We start from the raw sequence: 13587 nt of genomic DNA on the forward strand, positions 1-13587 counted from the left end.
TCAGGGCTTCGGAGCTGTCTTGCTCATGGGGGCTTCGCCGGTGAACTTCACCAGCGTGCCTTCACGCAGCGGCCCCACATGCCCCTTGATCACCGTTGCCCCGGCAGGCAAGCCGTTGACCGCAACCCAGCTCTCCTTGCCCGCCTCGCCCCGCACACCGGGCTCCACCGTGCGGTGCACGACCTTGTTGCCCTCGACCAGCTGCACGTAGGGCATGGGCTTGTCGGTGCGCACCGCCGCGAGCGGCACGGCCAGCGTCGACGCGCGGCCGGTGGCCAACGTCCCCTGCGCGAACAGGCCCTGCCGCAGGCCGGTGGCATCCGCCACGGCCAGGTAGGCCAGAACGCCGCGGCTGCCGGCTTGCGCGCTCGGGTTGATGCGCACCACCTTGGCCAGCACGGGCCGGCCGCTGCCTTCGATCTGCAGCGTGGCTTCCTGCCCGACCCGGACCTCGATGGAATCGGCGGGTGCCAGCGTGGCTTCCACTTCCAGCCGGCCGAGGTCCACGATTTCGAGCACGCGGCCGTCGATCGCCACGCGTTCGCCCGGTTGCGCGAGCCGCTGCGACACCACGCCGGAGATGGGGGCGCGCAGCACGGCGTCGTCGAGGCCCTTGCGCGCCACGTCCACCGCCGCCATCGCCGCCTGGTGGTTGGCCTCAGCCGCGGCGAGGTTGTTCCGGGACGTGTCGAGCGAAGTCTGCGAGATGAAGCCCTGGTCCACCAAGGCCTTGTTGTTGGTCCACTGCCGCTGGGCGATCTCGATCTGCGCCTTGGCGGAGCCGGCCTGCTCCTCGGCCTGCTTCAGCCGCGCGCGGGCCTCGGTCGGGTCCACGCGGGCCACGACCTGGCCGGCTTGTACGGCATCGCCTTCGCGCAGCGTGAGGCCCTGGAGTTCGCCCGCGATGCGAGCCTTCACAAGCGCCGAACTGACGGCCTTGAGGGAGCCGGAGATGGGCAGGCCGCGCTGCAGCTCGCGCAGTTCGGCCTTCACGACGTCGCTGGCGGCGAGCTCGGCGACGCTCTGCGCCTTGGCGCTGGACGTCTCGGCCAGCGCGGCCTGCTGGGCCTTGCGGGCGCCGAGCGCGCGCAGGACGCCGCCGGCAACCAGCAGCAGGGCGAGCGCGAGCACCAGCCATTTCCAGGGAATCTTCTTCATGCGGGCTGGTCCTCCGGTCGCACGCACAGGCCCCGCAGCAACGTTTCCACCTGCGAGGTGACGTAGCGTTCGGGATCCAGCGGGTAGTCCTGCGGCGCGCAGGCACCGAGCGAGTGCTTCATCATGATGAGGAAGATCATCGGCGCGGTGACGCTGAAGGTGGCGTATTCCATGTCCAGCGCGCGGAACTCGCCACTGTCCACGCCGCGCTGGAGGATGCGCCGCACGAGCTCCGTGCCGGGGCGGATCACTTCCTGCTGGTAGAAGGCCGCGATGTCGGGGAAGTTGCGCGCTTCGCTGATGATCAGCTTGGTGATGCCCGAGGCGCGGGTCGCGCCGATGCGTTCCCACCAGACGCGCATGCAGTAGCGCAGCATGTCGGCGGTGGTGCCCTCGAAAGCCTCGAATTCGGCGTTCCACTCGGCGAAGCGGCCGGAGATGTTCTCGCGCACCACCGCCTTGAACAACTCTTCCTTGCTGGGGAAGTAGAGAAAAAGCGTGCCTTTGGAAACGCCGGCGCGTGCCGCGACCTCTTCGGCGCGGGTGGCGGCGAAGCCCTTCTCGACGAACAGGTCCAGGGCCGCGTCCAGCAGCTCGCCGGGCCGGGCCTCCTTGCGGCGTTCGCGTTTGGCCTGGCCCTCGTCGGACCGTTCGCCCATCAATTTGCTGAGCGACATGGAGACGCTTCTACCTTAATGACTGACTGGTTAGTAATGTAGCTTTGCGGCCGGAATCCGTCAACTCATCGGGGCGCAGCGAGCTTCATCCCGAGCCATTCCCGGAGTGCCATGCGGGAAGTGCCGAGGCCGTGAACCGAGGGCAGCCACTCCATCAAGGGGCGCTCCTGCCATCGTGGGAAGCCGGTCGGGGCCATCACGACGTCGAAGCCCTGGGCGCGGAAGTGCGCCACGGAGCGCGGCATGTGCCAGCTGTCCGTCACCAGCGCGATGCGGTGGATGCCTTCCGGACGCAGCAAGGCCGCGGTGCGTTCCGCGTTTTCGGCGGTGTCGCGCGAGCGGTCGTCGACCCAGCGCAGCTCGCGGCCGAAATCCTGCCGGGCCACCCGGCGGGCGACCGTGCCCTCGGGTGTCGTCGGAGTTCCGGTCGCGCTCCAGCCGACGCCGCCGGAGAAAGCCACCGGCAAGCCCGTCCGCTTGGCCAGCCAAAGGCCATAGCGCAACCGGGCCAAGGTACCGCCGGCGGGCTGGGCTTCGCCGTACTCGGGCGCGACCGCCTGCACGCCACCGCCCAGCACGACGATCGCCTGCACACCTTTCAGCTGGTCCTGACGGACCGGGTCCGGCAGTGGAAGCAGGGCGTGCACCAGAATCAGGGCGACCGCGTTGGTGCTGAGCGCGAGCGCCACCAGCACGCCGGTGAACGCGACGGCGGTGCCGGCGCGGTGCCAGCGCAGCATCAGCAGCAGGCCCAGCAGCGCCAGCAGCAGCGGGCCGGCCGGCGGCAGGACCAGCGTCGACAGGATGGACTTGAACTCCGCCGCCTGCATCTACGCTTTCATCCAGCGCAAGGCGAGCCACTCGCGCAGCGCCTGCCGCGAAATGGCCAGGCCATGGCTGGACGGCAGCCATTCGAGCATGCGGCGCTCCTGCCGCAAGGGCACGGCCGTCGGCGCCGGCGTGACTTCGAAACCGACCTGGGCAAAGGCACGCGTCGCCCGCGGCATGTGCCAGGGGTCCGTGACCAGCGCGATCCGCTGCACGCCGTCGCGCAGCAGCAGTTGCGCCATGCGGGCGGCGTTCTCTTCGGTATCGTGCGCGCGGTCGTCGCTCCAGCGGATGCGCATGCCCAATTGCTGCGCGATGGTGCGGGCAGCTGCCGCTTCGGTGACGGATGCGGCCCCCAGCGCCGACCAGCCGACGCCACCGGAAAACCCAAGCGGCTTGCGGGAACGCTTCGCCAGGTCGACGCCGTAGCGCGTGCGCGCCGCTGTGTTGGCTGAGGGCTGCGGCGCCATCCCGTATTCGGCCGCCAGCGGAAGCACGCCTCCGCCCAGCACGACGACGGCCTGCACGGCATCCAGCTGAGGGGCGGAGATCCGGTCGACCTGCGGCAGCAGCCGATGCGTGAGGCCCAGGGCGACCGCATTGCAGCTCAGGAGCCACAGCGCCGCGAGGCCGCCCAGCGCCAGCCCAGCGCCCGACCGCCGGAACCGCAGTGACAGCAGCACGCCGCAGCCCGCCAGCAGGATCGGGCCGGCGGGCGGCAGCAGCAGCGCGGCCAGGAGGGGTTTCAATTCGGCAAGTTGCATCTGGGGCCGCCAATGGTAGAGGTTCCCCGGAGGGGTAAGGTCCGACTCTCCTGGAACGACTACAGTTCAACCACCAAGGAGTCTTTTCATGAGCGATACGCAGACCATCGTCCTGGGCGGCGGCTGTTTCTGGTGCACCGAGTCGGTCTTCAAGGAGGTGCGCGGCATCACCGACGTCGAATCGGGCTACAGCAATGGCCACGTGCAGCGCCCCAGCTACGAGCAGGTGTGCACCGGCACCACCGGGCACAACGAGGTGGTGAAGCTGACGTTCGATCCGGCGCAGATCTCGCTGCGGCAGATCCTGGAAATCTTCTTCGTCGTCCATGACCCGACCCAGCTCAACCGCCAGGGCAACGACACGGGGACCCAGTACCGCAGCGGCATCTACACCACCACGCCCGAACAGAAGGAAGAGGCGGAGGCCATGATCCGGCAGATGAGCCAGGACAAGCTGTTCGGCAAGCCGATCGTCACGGAGGTCGCCGCGCTCGACAACTATTCGCCGGCGGAGGCGTACCACCAGGACTTCTTCGAGAAGAACCCGACGCAGGGTTATTGCATGGCGGTCGCGGCGCCCAAGGTGGCGAAGTTCCGCAAGACCTTCAGCGAGCTGCAGCGGCGTTGATCCGTACCCGCGACCTGCGCCATGCGTATCCGGCGGGGCCGGCGCTGGCGTTCGCCGATGTCGACGTGCCGCAGGGCGGCGTGCTGCTGGTGCAGGGGCCGTCCGGGGCGGGCAAGTCCACCTGGTTGGCGCTGGTCGCCGGGTTGTTGCGCGCGCAGACCGGGCAGGTGGAGGTGGCGGGGCAGGACCTGACCGCGCTGCCGGGCGCGCAGCGCGATGCCTGGCGCGGCCGGCACCTCGGCTTCCTGCCGCAGAAGCTGCACCTGAGCGAAGCGCTGACGGTGGAGCGCAACCTGGCGCTCGCGTACTACGCCGCGGGACTGGCGGAGGACCGGAGTGCCATCGCCGCGGCCCTGCAGGCACTGGGCGTCGCTGACCTCGCCAGCCGCCGGCCCGGGCAGCTCTCCGGCGGCCAGGCGCAGCGCGTGGCGCTCGCGCGGGCCGTGCTGCTGAAGCCCCAGGTGCTGCTGGCGGACGAACCCACGGCCAGCCTCGACGACGCGGCGGCGGAGTCGGCGCTCGGGTTGCTGCGCGCCTGCGCCGCGCGCTGCGGCGCGACCCTGGTCGTCGCCACGCACGATGCGCGGGTGCGCGCCGCGCTGCACGACGCGCAGGTGCATCGCCTGGACGCCGCGCCCCTGCCCGCATGAAGACGCTGGCGCTTTCGCTGCGCTACCTGGCGGCACGTCCGCTCGCGGCGGCGCTCAACCTGCTGCTGCTGACGCTGGGCCTGGCGTCCATCACCTTCGTCGTGGTGGTCAGCGACCAGGTGACGCGCTCGTTCCAGCGCGATCTCGCCGGCATCGACCTGGTCGTCGGCGCCAAGGGCAGCCCGATGCAGTTGATCCTGGCGGGCGTGTTCCACATCGACGTGCCGCCCGGCAACATCGCGCTGGCGGATGTGAAGGCGCTGGCCGCGAAGCCGCAGGTGGCGCAGTTGATCCCCCTGAGCCTGGGTGACAGCTTCGGAGGGTTCCGCATCGTCGGCACCACGCCGGACTACATCGCGCACTACCAGGCGCGGCTCGCGGCGGGTGTCCTGTGGAAGCAGTCCATGGAAGCGGTGGCCGGCGCGCAGGTGGCCCAGGCGGCCGGCTTGCAGCCCGGCGCTGCGTTCCAGGGCAGCCATGGCTTGGGCGCCGGCGGCCACACCCACGGCGACACGCCCTACCGCATCGTGGGCGTGCTCGCGCCCTGCGGCTGCGTGCTCGACCGGCTGATTCTCACGGCGACCGAATCCGTCTGGCAGGTGCACGAGAAAGCATTGGCCACGGACGCGAGCGACCGCAAGGCGCTGGAAGAGGCGCGCGAAGTGACGATGGCGCTGGTGCGCTACAAGAGCCCGCTGGCGGCGGCCAGCTTTCCGCGCTACGTGAACAACGAGACCGACATGCAGGCCGCCGCCCCCGCGATCGAGATCACCCGCCTGTTGCGGATGCTGGGCGTGGGCAGCGAGGTGTTGCAGGGGGTGGGCGCGGTGCTGCTGCTGACGGCGGCGTTGTCGGTCTTCATCGCGCTGTGGACGGCTGTGCGCGAGCGCCGCGCCGATCTGGCCATGCTGCGCATGCTGGGCGCGTCACCCGGCAAGGTGGCGGCGCTGGTGCTGGCCGAGGCCTTCTGGTTGGCGGCGATCGCTTCCGTGCTGGGGCTTCTGGGCGGGCATGCCCTGGCGGCCGCGGTGGGAACGGTGCTGGCCGCCCAGCAATCGCTGCCACTGTCGGGCTGGCAATGGGTGGCGGCGGAAGCCTGGATCCCGGTGGCCGCGCTGGCCACGGCGGGCGCCGCGGCATTGATCCCCGCCTACAGCGCGTATCGTGTCGAAGTCGCACAATTGCTGCAAACGAGGTGAACCCAATGATCCGAAAACTGCTCCTGGCTCTCCTGCTCGCGCCCTGCGTGGCGCTCGCGGCCGACAAACACGACGACAAGGAAATCAAGAAGGACATCGAGCGGCACCGCCAGATGTCCGCGGCGCACGAAGCGGCGGCGAAGTGCCTCGAATCGGGCTCCAAGCCCGAGGCTTGCCAGAAAGCGCTGGTGGGCTCTTGCAAGGGCCTGGGAATCGGAAAATACTGCGGCATGAAGCACGAGCACTGAGCACTGGAAAGGCCGCCATGAAAAAATCTCTCGCTTTTGTGATGGCCGTGCTGGCCGCGGGCGCCGTGAGCGCCCAGCTCTCCTCGCCGGTGCCCGCCGGCACCGGCGCGGGCGTGCACAGTCCCAACAGCCCGATCGCGCCGCTGCCGCAGCGGACGGACGTGGTGCCCTGGCCGTTGCTGACGACCGTCACCACCAAGACCGACAAGAACCGCATCCTGCCGGTGTTCTCCAAGGAGCAGCAGGCCCTGAACCAGAAGCCGCAGCGCGTGCAGGGCTTCATGATGCCGCTGGAGCCGGGCGAGAAGCAGACCCACTTCCTTCTCAGCTCGGTGCCGATGTCCTGCTCCTTCTGCACGCCCGGCGGCCCGGAAAGCATGATCGAAGTCCGGACCAAGGAACCGGTCCGCTACACCCTCGACCCGGTCGTGGTGCAGGGCAAGTTCGCGACGCTCAACGACGATCCGTACGGCCTGTACTACCGCGTGACCGAGGCGGTGCCCGTCAAGTAGGCGTCCATTCATCGGCGCCCCGTGCCTGGCTCTTTCCATTCCGCGCGCGACACCATGACCCAGCCAAACCGGCCATGGGCGGTCATGCTGTTGCTGGTGGCGCTTGTGTTCGCGCAGGCGATGGGCTTCGCCCACCGGGTTGCGCATGCCGACGGGGGGCCGGGTCAGGACCTCGTCGCAGCCGATCACCACCATCACGCGGACGCGCCATCTCACCCTCACGCCGATGCCACCTGGCAGCAGGTGCTCTTCGGCCTGCATGAAGACGGCGCCGACTGCCGCCTCTATGACGGCCTCGGTTCGCATGCCCTGGCGTGCCAGTCCGCGGTCGCCGCGGCAGTCATCGCTCCCGGCGCCGCGTTCCTGCGGTCGCTCGCAGGTGACTTCGTCGCCCGCTGGGTGACGCTGTTCGACGCCCGCGGTCCTCCTTCCTCCCGCTGATCCTTCCGGTCCTTTTTGGCCCCGCCCGATTCTTGTGGCGGTGGCTTGGCGTTCCTTTTTCAGCGAGAGAACATGAAGAATCCCTTTCGGTGGGGCGGCCTGGTGCTGTCCTTTTCCCTGGCGCTTGCCTTCGCGCCCGCGCTCGCGCAAAGCGCAGGGGCCGCTGGTCCCTCCGGCCCGTTGCCGGGCTGGCAGGCCGGCGCCGTCCTCGATGTCACCGCGGCTTCCCGCGCGCTGGCCCTGGGCCAGCGTGACAAGGGCCTGGGCCTTGGCCACAGCGACCTGAGCGCTTTCGGGCCTCTTGGCCAACACGTGGAAGCGCAGCTCACGGCCGCGGCGGCGACGCACGACCGCCGGTTCGAGCTCGAACTGGAGGAGGCCTGGTTCCAGAGCCGGTCCCTGCCGGCCGGGCTGCAAGTCCGCGCTGGCCGGTTCGCCTCCCAGATCGGCGCCCTCAATGAACAGCACCCGCATGCCGACGATTTCGTCGAGCGGCCCTTGCTGTACCGCGCGTTCCTGGGCGGGCACTGGAACGACGACGGCATCCGCCTGAACTGGACGGCCCCCACCGACTTCTACCTGCGGCTCGGGGCGGAGGCCTTCCGCGGCAAGCGGCTGGTCGAGGAGGCCGCGAGCGCGAAGCGGCCCGGGGCCGTGGTGCTGTCCGCGCGGGTGGGCGGCGACATCGGCGAGAGCCAGAGCTGGCAGGCGGGCCTGTCCTTCCTGCACAACCGGCGCGAGGCTTCCGTCGGGCATGAGGAAGAGGGCGAAGTGCACGAAGGCGAGGAAGAGGACCACGGTCACGCCCACAGCCATGCGCATGGCGCGGCCTTCAGCGGCCGGCGGATGTGGCTGGGCGAAGTCGCCTGGAAATGGGCGCCGCAAGGCAACAACCGGCAGCAGCAGTTGCGCGTGGCCTACGAACGCGCGGTCGTCCGCGGGATCAATCGCCATGCCACCCGCAGCGACCGGCACGTGGCGGACTACCTGAGCGTGGTCTGGCGCTTCGCGCCCAGCTGGGAGGTGGGTGCCCGCACGGACATGTTGAAGGTTCGCATGCCGCACGAGGACCACTTCGACAACGGACGCCTCCGTGAACTGGCCGTGATGCTCGCCTACAAGCCGACGCACCAGCAGACGTTTCGGGTGCAGGCGACGCACCAGAAGAGCCGCGTGGGCTTCGACACGGCGGGGCACGCCATCCAGCTGCAATACATCGTCAACTGGGGCGCCCATGCTGCACACTCGTTCTAGACCCATGCGGATTCTGCTGGCGATGGCCGCGGCCGTTTGTCTCGCCGCGCCGGCGCAAGCGCTTTCGGTGTTCACCTGTGAACCCGAATGGGCGGCACTGGTCCGCCAGCTGGCGCCGGACGCCGAGGTTCGCAGCGCGACGCACGCCCGGCAGGACCCGCATCACATCGAAGCCCGCCCCAGCCTGATCGCCGCCTTGCGGCGCGCGGACGTGGCGGTGTGCACCGGTGCGTCGCTCGAATCGGGCTGGCTGCCGATGTTGCAGCAGCGGTCCGGCAACCCGCGCGTGCAGAAAGGCGCCGCCGGGATGGTCTATGCCGCCGACCACGTGGCGCTGATCGACCCGCGGCCGGCAGGCAGTCCCTTCGAGGGCGACGTCCACAGCGAGGGCAATCCGCACCTGCACCTGGACCCGCGCCGGTTGCTCGATGCGGCGGCCGCCGTCCGCGATGCGCTGGCGCAGGCGGAGTCGGCGAAGAAGGCGGAGATTCACCAACGTCATGCGGCCTGGGAACGCGACTGGCGCGCGCGCATCGTGCAATGGGAACGCAAGGCGGCCCCGTTGCGCGGCATGCGGGTTGCCGCGCAGCACACCACCTACGGCTACCTGTGGCGCTGGCTGGGGATCGAACAAGTCGCTGACCTCGAACCGAAACCGGGGATGCCGCCCACGCCGGGGCACCTGCAGCGCGTGCTCGAATTGACGCGACCCGCACCGCCGCGCGCCGTGGTGGTGTCCAGCTACCAGGACGCGCGGCCCGCACAATGGCTGGCGCAGCAGTTCGGGGTGCCGGTGCTGCAATTGCCGGCGACGGTGCTCGACGAGGCCCCCGTCGCGGACCTGCCCACGCTGTTCGATCACCTGATCGACCGGCTACTGGCCGTGCCGCGATGACGGTCCCCGACATGGGCTGGATCCTCGCCCCGGCGGCGGCGCTTCTCGCCGCCTGCATCCTGCTGGCGCCGTTGGGCGCGCAGGTGCTGGCCAGGGGCGTGGTCTTCATCGACCTGGCGGTCGCGCAGGTGGCCGCCTGCGGTGTGCTGGTCCTGGCGATGCTGGTGGACCATCCGGGCTTGTGGGCCACGAGCGCCAGCGTCGCGGTGGCGGCTCTCACCGGGGCGGCGCTGGTCTGGTGGCTGGCAAGCCGCTGGCCCGCGCAACGCGAGGCCTTGATCGGGCTGGTCTACGTCGCGGGGGCTGGCATCAGCGTGATGGCGGCCAGCCTGGATCCGCATGGCCGCGAGCGGCTCACGGCGCTGCTGGCCGCCGACGTCCTGTGGGCCGCATGGCCGGCGGTCGCGCTATTGGGAATCGTGGCCGCCCTGGTGCTGATGTGCGCGGCCTCGGGCTGGCTGGCGCGCGACGTCGTGTTCTACCCCGTCTTCGCGCTCGCCCTCAGCGCCGCGGTTCCGGTGCTCGGCTTGTACCTGGTGTTCGCGCTTCTGATCGCTCCCGCACTCTGGAGCGCACGAGGGGTTCGCGTCCCCGTCATCATCGTGCTCGCCGCGGTGGTGAGCACAGCCGGCCTGGCGGCATCGTGGGCCTTGGACCTTCCAAGCGGTGCCTGCGTGGCTGTCGGCCTATGCGTCCTGGGCATCGCGGCCATTGCAGGGCGGCCCGGTTAGCGCGTCAAGGCGCGAGCCGCTCCCGCACCCAGCCGTCGCCGGCGCGCGTGTAGCGCAGCCGGTCATGCAGGCGGCTGCGCCGGCCCTGCCAGAACTGCCACCGATCCGGCACGAGCCGGTAGCCGCCCCAATTCGGCGGCCGCGGTGGATTCAGCAGGAACTGCGCGCCAAACTTCGCGGCGCTGGCCACGAGCACCGCACGGCCGGGGATCACCTGGCTTTGCGGGCTGGCCCAGGCGCCGATGCGGGAGTCGAGGGGGCGCGTCGCGTAGTAGGCGTCGCTTTCGGCGGCGCTGGTCTTCTCGACCCGGCCTTCGATCCGCACGACCCGTTCGAGCTCCACCCAGTGGAACTGCAAGGCGGCATAAGGGTTGCCGGCGAGCTCCTGGCCCTTCTGGCTCTCGTAGTTGGTGTACCAGACGATGCCGCGCGCGTCGCAGCCCTTGATCAGGACCACACGCGTGCTCGGGCGCAGATCGTGGCCGACGGTGGCCAGCGTCATGGCATTTGGTTCGGGCACCTCCCCCGCGATCGCCTCGGTGAGCCACTGGTCGAACTGCTGCAGCGGATCGGCGTGCGACGCCTCCTCGCTCAATTCGGCGCGCTCGTAGCTCTTGCGAAGTTCAGCCAGGCGGTCGGAAGTGGTCATCGGGAACGATTGTCGCATCGCTCCCGCCAGTACCGCCTACCTGCGCGCGATCACCGCGCACGCCAGCCGCGGCCCGGCATTGCCGGTGGGCTGCGTCCGATAGTCGTCGGGGTCGCGGTGCACGATCAGCCCGCGGCCCACCACGTCGGCCATGCCGCTGCCCACTGCGATGGTGGACGATTCGAAGCTGAAGCGGGCCACGCCCGCGGCATCGGCACGCAGCGACGGCAGGTCGCCGGCGTGGTGCGTACCGTGGGAATGCTGGCCGTGCGGCTGCCCGCCCGGGTTGAAGTGCCCGCCGGTGCTCATGCCGTCGCCGCTGGAGCAATCGCCCTTTTCGTGCACGTGGAAGCCGTGCTCGGCACCGGGCTTCAGGCCGCGGACCTCGCCGCTGACCATCACCTTGCCGCCGGATTGCACGAACTCGACCGTGCCAGACGTCGTGTTGCCCGTGGTGGCCTGCAGCATGGCGACGGCGCGTGGCCCCGACGACATGCTCGCGCAACCGGCCAACACAGCCGCGGCGGCCAGCGCGGCGAGCGTGAAACGCATCTTCATTCAGTGTCTCCTTCTTTTTCGGGTGCTGTCCATTGTGCGCGGATTCACCGCGGCGCGAAATCGCTGCCGGGCATTTGCCCGGCTACAGTGGCGGCCATGCGCCAGACCACGGTCATCGTGCTCGCTTCCGGCCGGGGCGAGCGGTTCGTTGCCTCCGGCGGCACGGGCTCCAAGCTGCAGGCCTTGCTGCGCGGCAGGCCGGTGCTCGAACACACCCTGGATGCTGTCAAGGCCAGCGGGCTGGCCTGGCATGTGGAGGGCGCGGGCCATCCCGGCATGGGCGACTCCATCGCGGCGGGCGTGTGCGCGACACAGGATTCCGCCGCATGGCTCATCCTGCCCGGCGACCTGCCTCTCGTCAGCCCGCAGTCGCTGCGGCTGGTGGCCGAGGCGGCGCAGCAGCATGCCGTCGTGCTCCCCAGCCACCAGGGCGTGCGTGGCCATCCGGTGGCCTTCCGCGCGGAATGCCGCGAAGACTTGCTGGCCCTGGACGGCGCCGAAGGCGCGGCCGCGGTGGTCCGCCAATGGTCCGCGCTCGGCCAGGTGATGCGCCTGGAACTGGACGACCCCGGCATCGTCACCGACATCGACACCGTGGCCGACCTGGCGCGCGCCGAGGCGCTGCTCAACGCGAGATCAGCCTGAGCAAGCGCTCCAGGTGGCGGTCGTGGATGTCGTGCCGCCGCAGTCCCTCGAGCGTGTTGTGGACGTATTCCCGCGTGGTGCCGTACTTGCCGGTGGCCTGCTCGAAGATCGCCCGGTATTCCTCTTCCGTGAGGTCACCGGTGTGGCTCGGGCTCTTGCGCGAGAGTGTGAAGGCCAGTGCACGCACCGGCCCCTGCGGCGTGTGCGCGGTCAGCCACTTGGGGTCGTACACCGCCGTGACCATTTCGCGGGCCCACAAGCGTGTGAGGGTGGCGGCCGCGTGGTCGCGCGGCACGCGGAAGACCACGCCCCGGCAGCATCCGCCCGACAGCATGCCGAACACCAGGCCCGGCCGCTCCGGGGTGCCGCGGTTGATGCGGCTCCACATCTTGAGCGCGCGGTGCCAGCCGTTCACGCGGGCGGAGCGCCGCTCGGCAAACTCGAAATCCGGGTTCCAGATCAGCGACCCATAGCCGAAGATCCACATGTCCTCGTGCGCGTTCCATTCGCGCAGGGCCTGCTCCAGCAGGGGCAGCGGGTCGCGCAGCGGCTTCAACGTCATGCCGCCACTCTAGACCAGCGGGGGCGGGCCCGCAGGCCGCTCAGGTACTCTGCCGCAGCACGACCTCGTAGCCCACGTCGATGCAGGGCGTCTCGGGCGTCTCGCCCCGCATCAGCGCCACCAGCATCCGGGCGGCGGCGCTGCCGATCTCGGTACGGCGCGTGCGCACCGTCGTCAGCGGCGGCACCATCTGGTCGCTGCCCGTCAGGTCGTTGAAGCCCGCCACGGCGACCCGCTGGGGCACCTCGATGCCGAGCCGCAGCGCTGCGAGCAGCGCGCCCTGCGCGAGGTCGTCGTTGCAGAAGAAGATGGCATCGACCGGCGGCGACTGGGCGATGATCTGCTCGAACAAGGTGGCGCCCAGCGCGATGGACGAGGGCGCCGGGTTCAGCCATTCGAGAATGGACGCGTGCAGGCCGGCCGCGTGCATCTCGCGGCGCCAGCCGTCCAGGCGCAGCAGCGTGCGCGGGTCCAGCTGGGCCGCCGCGAAAGCGATGCGGCGGTAGCCGCGCGCCATCAGGTGGCGCGTGAGGTCGGCTGCGGCGTCGGCCTGCGAGAAGCCGACGCTGTGGACGCCCGGCGCCGCCGTGGTCTCCATCAGGTGGACGCAGGGGATGCCGCTGGACTGGATCAACGCCCGGGTCGCCGCGTTGTGGTCGAGGCCGGTCACCAGCATCCCCGCGGGGCGGTGCAGGAGCTGCTCGCGCAGCAGCTGCTCTTCTTCCGCCAGGTCGTAGTGGGTCACGCCGATCAGCGTCTGGTAGCCCTCCGTGCGCAGCGCCTTCTGGACGCCTTCGAGCACGTCGACGAACAGCGCGTTCGACAGCATCGGGATCAGCAGGGCCACGTGCGTGCCGTGCCGCGAGGCGAGGGCGCGTGCGGCCGGATCGGGCACGTAGCCCAGCCGATCCGCCGCCGCCTTGACGCGGGCGACCAGCTCGGGGTCGACCGCGCGTTCGCCACGCAATGCGCGCGACACCGTGATGGGGCTGACGCCGGCGATGCCGGCGACGTCGGCGAGGGTGACTCGGCCGCTGGAACGGGGGCTGGCGGGCCGGCTGGGCATGGTTGGCGGGACTCTAGCAGATAGCGGTGTCCTGACTGGAGGCCGTACTCCGGCGACGGTCGATACTCCATGAACTTCCTTGGCAGAACCCCAGTTGGTTGAACTGGTGAAAACCCTGAGTC

The 13587-nt window shown here is 70.1% G+C and carries 18 protein-coding genes; 10 read left to right on the forward strand and 8 right to left on the reverse strand.

The window, feature by feature from the left end:
• The 4 genes from FN976_RS02060 to FN976_RS02075 all read right to left on the reverse strand — a co-directional run bounded on the left by FN976_RS02060 (position 1) and on the right by FN976_RS02075 (position 3427).
• Positions 1 to 1158, reverse strand: a complete 1158-nt coding sequence (locus FN976_RS02060; RefSeq protein ID WP_145890461.1) for an efflux RND transporter periplasmic adaptor subunit — start codon at positions 1156 to 1158, stop codon at positions 1 to 3.
• Positions 1155 to 1835 carry a TetR/AcrR family transcriptional regulator gene (locus FN976_RS02065; protein ID WP_145890463.1) on the reverse strand — a complete coding sequence of 227 codons (681 nt, stop codon included), beginning with the start codon at positions 1833 to 1835 and terminating at the stop codon, positions 1155 to 1157. The genes FN976_RS02060 and FN976_RS02065 overlap by 4 nt, the downstream gene beginning before the upstream one ends.
• Positions 1836 to 1900: 65 nt before the next feature.
• Positions 1901 to 2665: a YdcF family protein gene (locus FN976_RS02070; RefSeq protein ID WP_145890465.1), complete on the reverse strand. Its 765-nt coding sequence runs from the start codon at positions 2663 to 2665 to the stop codon at positions 1901 to 1903.
• Positions 2666 to 3427 carry a YdcF family protein gene (locus FN976_RS02075; protein ID WP_145890468.1) on the reverse strand — a complete coding sequence of 254 codons (762 nt, stop codon included), beginning with the start codon at positions 3425 to 3427 and terminating at the stop codon, positions 2666 to 2668. It abuts the gene before it with no gap.
• Between the two features lie 88 nt (positions 3428 to 3515).
• On the opposite strand from FN976_RS02075, the gene msrA reads away from it, so the two are divergent.
• The 9 genes from msrA (at position 3516) to FN976_RS02120 (ending at position 9985) form a co-directional block, all read left to right on the forward strand.
• Positions 3516 to 4055, forward strand: coding sequence for a peptide-methionine (S)-S-oxide reductase MsrA (msrA, locus tag FN976_RS02080; RefSeq protein ID WP_145890469.1), 540 nt, complete (start codon positions 3516 to 3518; stop codon positions 4053 to 4055).
• Positions 4052 to 4705 carry an ABC transporter ATP-binding protein gene (locus FN976_RS02085; protein WP_145890470.1) on the forward strand — a complete coding sequence of 218 codons (654 nt, stop codon included), beginning with the start codon at positions 4052 to 4054 and terminating at the stop codon, positions 4703 to 4705. The genes msrA and FN976_RS02085 overlap by 4 nt, the downstream gene beginning before the upstream one ends.
• Positions 4702 to 5904: an ABC transporter permease gene (locus FN976_RS02090; protein ID WP_145890472.1), complete on the forward strand. Its 1203-nt coding sequence runs from the start codon at positions 4702 to 4704 to the stop codon at positions 5902 to 5904. The genes FN976_RS02085 and FN976_RS02090 overlap by 4 nt, the downstream gene beginning before the upstream one ends.
• A gap of 8 nt (positions 5905 to 5912) precedes the next feature.
• Positions 5913 to 6152 (forward strand): hypothetical protein, encoded by a 240-nt coding sequence (locus FN976_RS02095; RefSeq protein WP_186510738.1) that lies wholly within the window; start codon positions 5913 to 5915, stop codon positions 6150 to 6152.
• A gap of 17 nt (positions 6153 to 6169) precedes the next feature.
• Positions 6170 to 6664 (forward strand): DUF3299 domain-containing protein, encoded by a 495-nt coding sequence (locus FN976_RS02100; protein ID WP_145890476.1) that lies wholly within the window; start codon positions 6170 to 6172, stop codon positions 6662 to 6664.
• Between the two features lie 54 nt (positions 6665 to 6718).
• Complete coding sequence (locus tag FN976_RS02105; protein ID WP_186510726.1) at positions 6719 to 7105, forward strand: hypothetical protein; 387 nt, start codon at positions 6719 to 6721, stop codon at positions 7103 to 7105.
• A gap of 72 nt (positions 7106 to 7177) precedes the next feature.
• On the forward strand, positions 7178 to 8359 hold the full coding sequence (locus tag FN976_RS02110; RefSeq protein ID WP_145890481.1) for a hypothetical protein: 1182 nt from the start codon (positions 7178 to 7180) through the stop codon (positions 8357 to 8359).
• 4 nt (positions 8360 to 8363) lie between these two features.
• The gene (locus tag FN976_RS02115; protein WP_145890483.1) at positions 8364 to 9254 is read left to right on the forward strand and encodes a metal ABC transporter substrate-binding protein; all 891 of its coding nucleotides are present in this window, start codon (positions 8364 to 8366) and stop codon (positions 9252 to 9254) included.
• Complete coding sequence (locus FN976_RS02120; RefSeq protein ID WP_145890485.1) at positions 9251 to 9985, forward strand: metal ABC transporter permease; 735 nt, start codon at positions 9251 to 9253, stop codon at positions 9983 to 9985. Before FN976_RS02115 ends, FN976_RS02120 begins: the two co-directional genes overlap by 4 nt.
• A gap of 4 nt (positions 9986 to 9989) precedes the next feature.
• Here FN976_RS02120 and pdxH read toward each other — a convergent pair whose 3' ends face one another.
• Positions 9990 to 10634: a pyridoxamine 5'-phosphate oxidase gene (gene pdxH / locus FN976_RS02125; protein WP_145890487.1), complete on the reverse strand. Its 645-nt coding sequence runs from the start codon at positions 10632 to 10634 to the stop codon at positions 9990 to 9992.
• A 36-nt stretch (positions 10635 to 10670) separates the two neighbouring features.
• A complete protein-coding gene (locus tag FN976_RS02130; RefSeq protein WP_145890489.1) occupies positions 10671 to 11192 on the reverse strand; it encodes a superoxide dismutase family protein in 522 nt (173 codons plus the stop codon).
• Between the two features lie 96 nt (positions 11193 to 11288).
• Here FN976_RS02130 and FN976_RS02135 point away from each other — a divergent pair, with 96 nt between their 5' ends.
• On the forward strand, positions 11289 to 11837 hold the full coding sequence (locus FN976_RS02135) for a nucleotidyltransferase family protein (RefSeq protein WP_145890491.1): 549 nt from the start codon (positions 11289 to 11291) through the stop codon (positions 11835 to 11837).
• Here the strand turns inward: FN976_RS02135 and FN976_RS02140 are convergent.
• Positions 11818 to 12399 (reverse strand): gamma-glutamylcyclotransferase, encoded by a 582-nt coding sequence (locus FN976_RS02140; RefSeq protein WP_145890493.1) that lies wholly within the window; start codon positions 12397 to 12399, stop codon positions 11818 to 11820. The genes FN976_RS02135 and FN976_RS02140 overlap by 20 nt on opposite strands.
• Before the next feature lie 40 nt (positions 12400 to 12439).
• Positions 12440 to 13465 (reverse strand): HTH-type transcriptional regulator GntR, encoded by a 1026-nt coding sequence (gene gntR, locus FN976_RS02145; RefSeq protein ID WP_145890495.1) that lies wholly within the window; start codon positions 13463 to 13465, stop codon positions 12440 to 12442.
• Positions 13466 to 13587 lie beyond the last annotated feature (122 nt).

Origin of the sequence: Caenimonas sedimenti (assembly GCF_007833165.1) — a bacterium.
GTDB classification, from domain to species: domain Bacteria; phylum Pseudomonadota; class Gammaproteobacteria; order Burkholderiales; family Burkholderiaceae_C; genus Ramlibacter; species Ramlibacter sedimenti.

Bases quoted from the DNA above. Each gene is read 5' to 3' on its own strand.
- FN976_RS02060 (WP_145890461.1), bottom strand. From the start codon at position 1,158: ATGAAGAAGATTCCCTGGAAATGGCTGGTGCTCGCGCTCGCCCTGCTG.
- FN976_RS02065 (WP_145890463.1), bottom strand. From the start codon at position 1,835: ATGTCGCTCAGCAAATTGATGGGCGAACGGTCCGACGAGGGCCAGGCC.
- FN976_RS02070 (WP_145890465.1), bottom strand. From the start codon at position 2,665: ATGCAGGCGGCGGAGTTCAAGTCCATCCTGTCGACGCTGGTCCTGCCG.
- FN976_RS02075 (WP_145890468.1), bottom strand. From the start codon at position 3,427: ATGCAACTTGCCGAATTGAAACCCCTCCTGGCCGCGCTGCTGCTGCCG.
- msrA (WP_145890469.1), top strand. From the start codon at position 3,516: ATGAGCGATACGCAGACCATCGTCCTGGGCGGCGGCTGTTTCTGGTGC.
- FN976_RS02090 (WP_145890472.1), top strand. From the start codon at position 4,702: ATGAAGACGCTGGCGCTTTCGCTGCGCTACCTGGCGGCACGTCCGCTC.
- FN976_RS02100 (WP_145890476.1), top strand. From the start codon at position 6,170: ATGAAAAAATCTCTCGCTTTTGTGATGGCCGTGCTGGCCGCGGGCGCC.
- FN976_RS02105 (WP_186510726.1), top strand. From the start codon at position 6,719: ATGACCCAGCCAAACCGGCCATGGGCGGTCATGCTGTTGCTGGTGGCG.
- FN976_RS02110 (WP_145890481.1), top strand. From the start codon at position 7,178: ATGAAGAATCCCTTTCGGTGGGGCGGCCTGGTGCTGTCCTTTTCCCTG.
- FN976_RS02115 (WP_145890483.1), top strand. From the start codon at position 8,364: ATGCGGATTCTGCTGGCGATGGCCGCGGCCGTTTGTCTCGCCGCGCCG.
- FN976_RS02120 (WP_145890485.1), top strand. From the start codon at position 9,251: ATGACGGTCCCCGACATGGGCTGGATCCTCGCCCCGGCGGCGGCGCTT.
- pdxH (WP_145890487.1), bottom strand. From the start codon at position 10,634: ATGACCACTTCCGACCGCCTGGCTGAACTTCGCAAGAGCTACGAGCGC.
- FN976_RS02130 (WP_145890489.1), bottom strand. From the start codon at position 11,192: ATGAAGATGCGTTTCACGCTCGCCGCGCTGGCCGCCGCGGCTGTGTTG.
- FN976_RS02135 (WP_145890491.1), top strand. From the start codon at position 11,289: ATGCGCCAGACCACGGTCATCGTGCTCGCTTCCGGCCGGGGCGAGCGG.
- FN976_RS02140 (WP_145890493.1), bottom strand. From the start codon at position 12,399: ATGACGTTGAAGCCGCTGCGCGACCCGCTGCCCCTGCTGGAGCAGGCC.
- gntR (WP_145890495.1), bottom strand. From the start codon at position 13,465: ATGCCCAGCCGGCCCGCCAGCCCCCGTTCCAGCGGCCGAGTCACCCTC.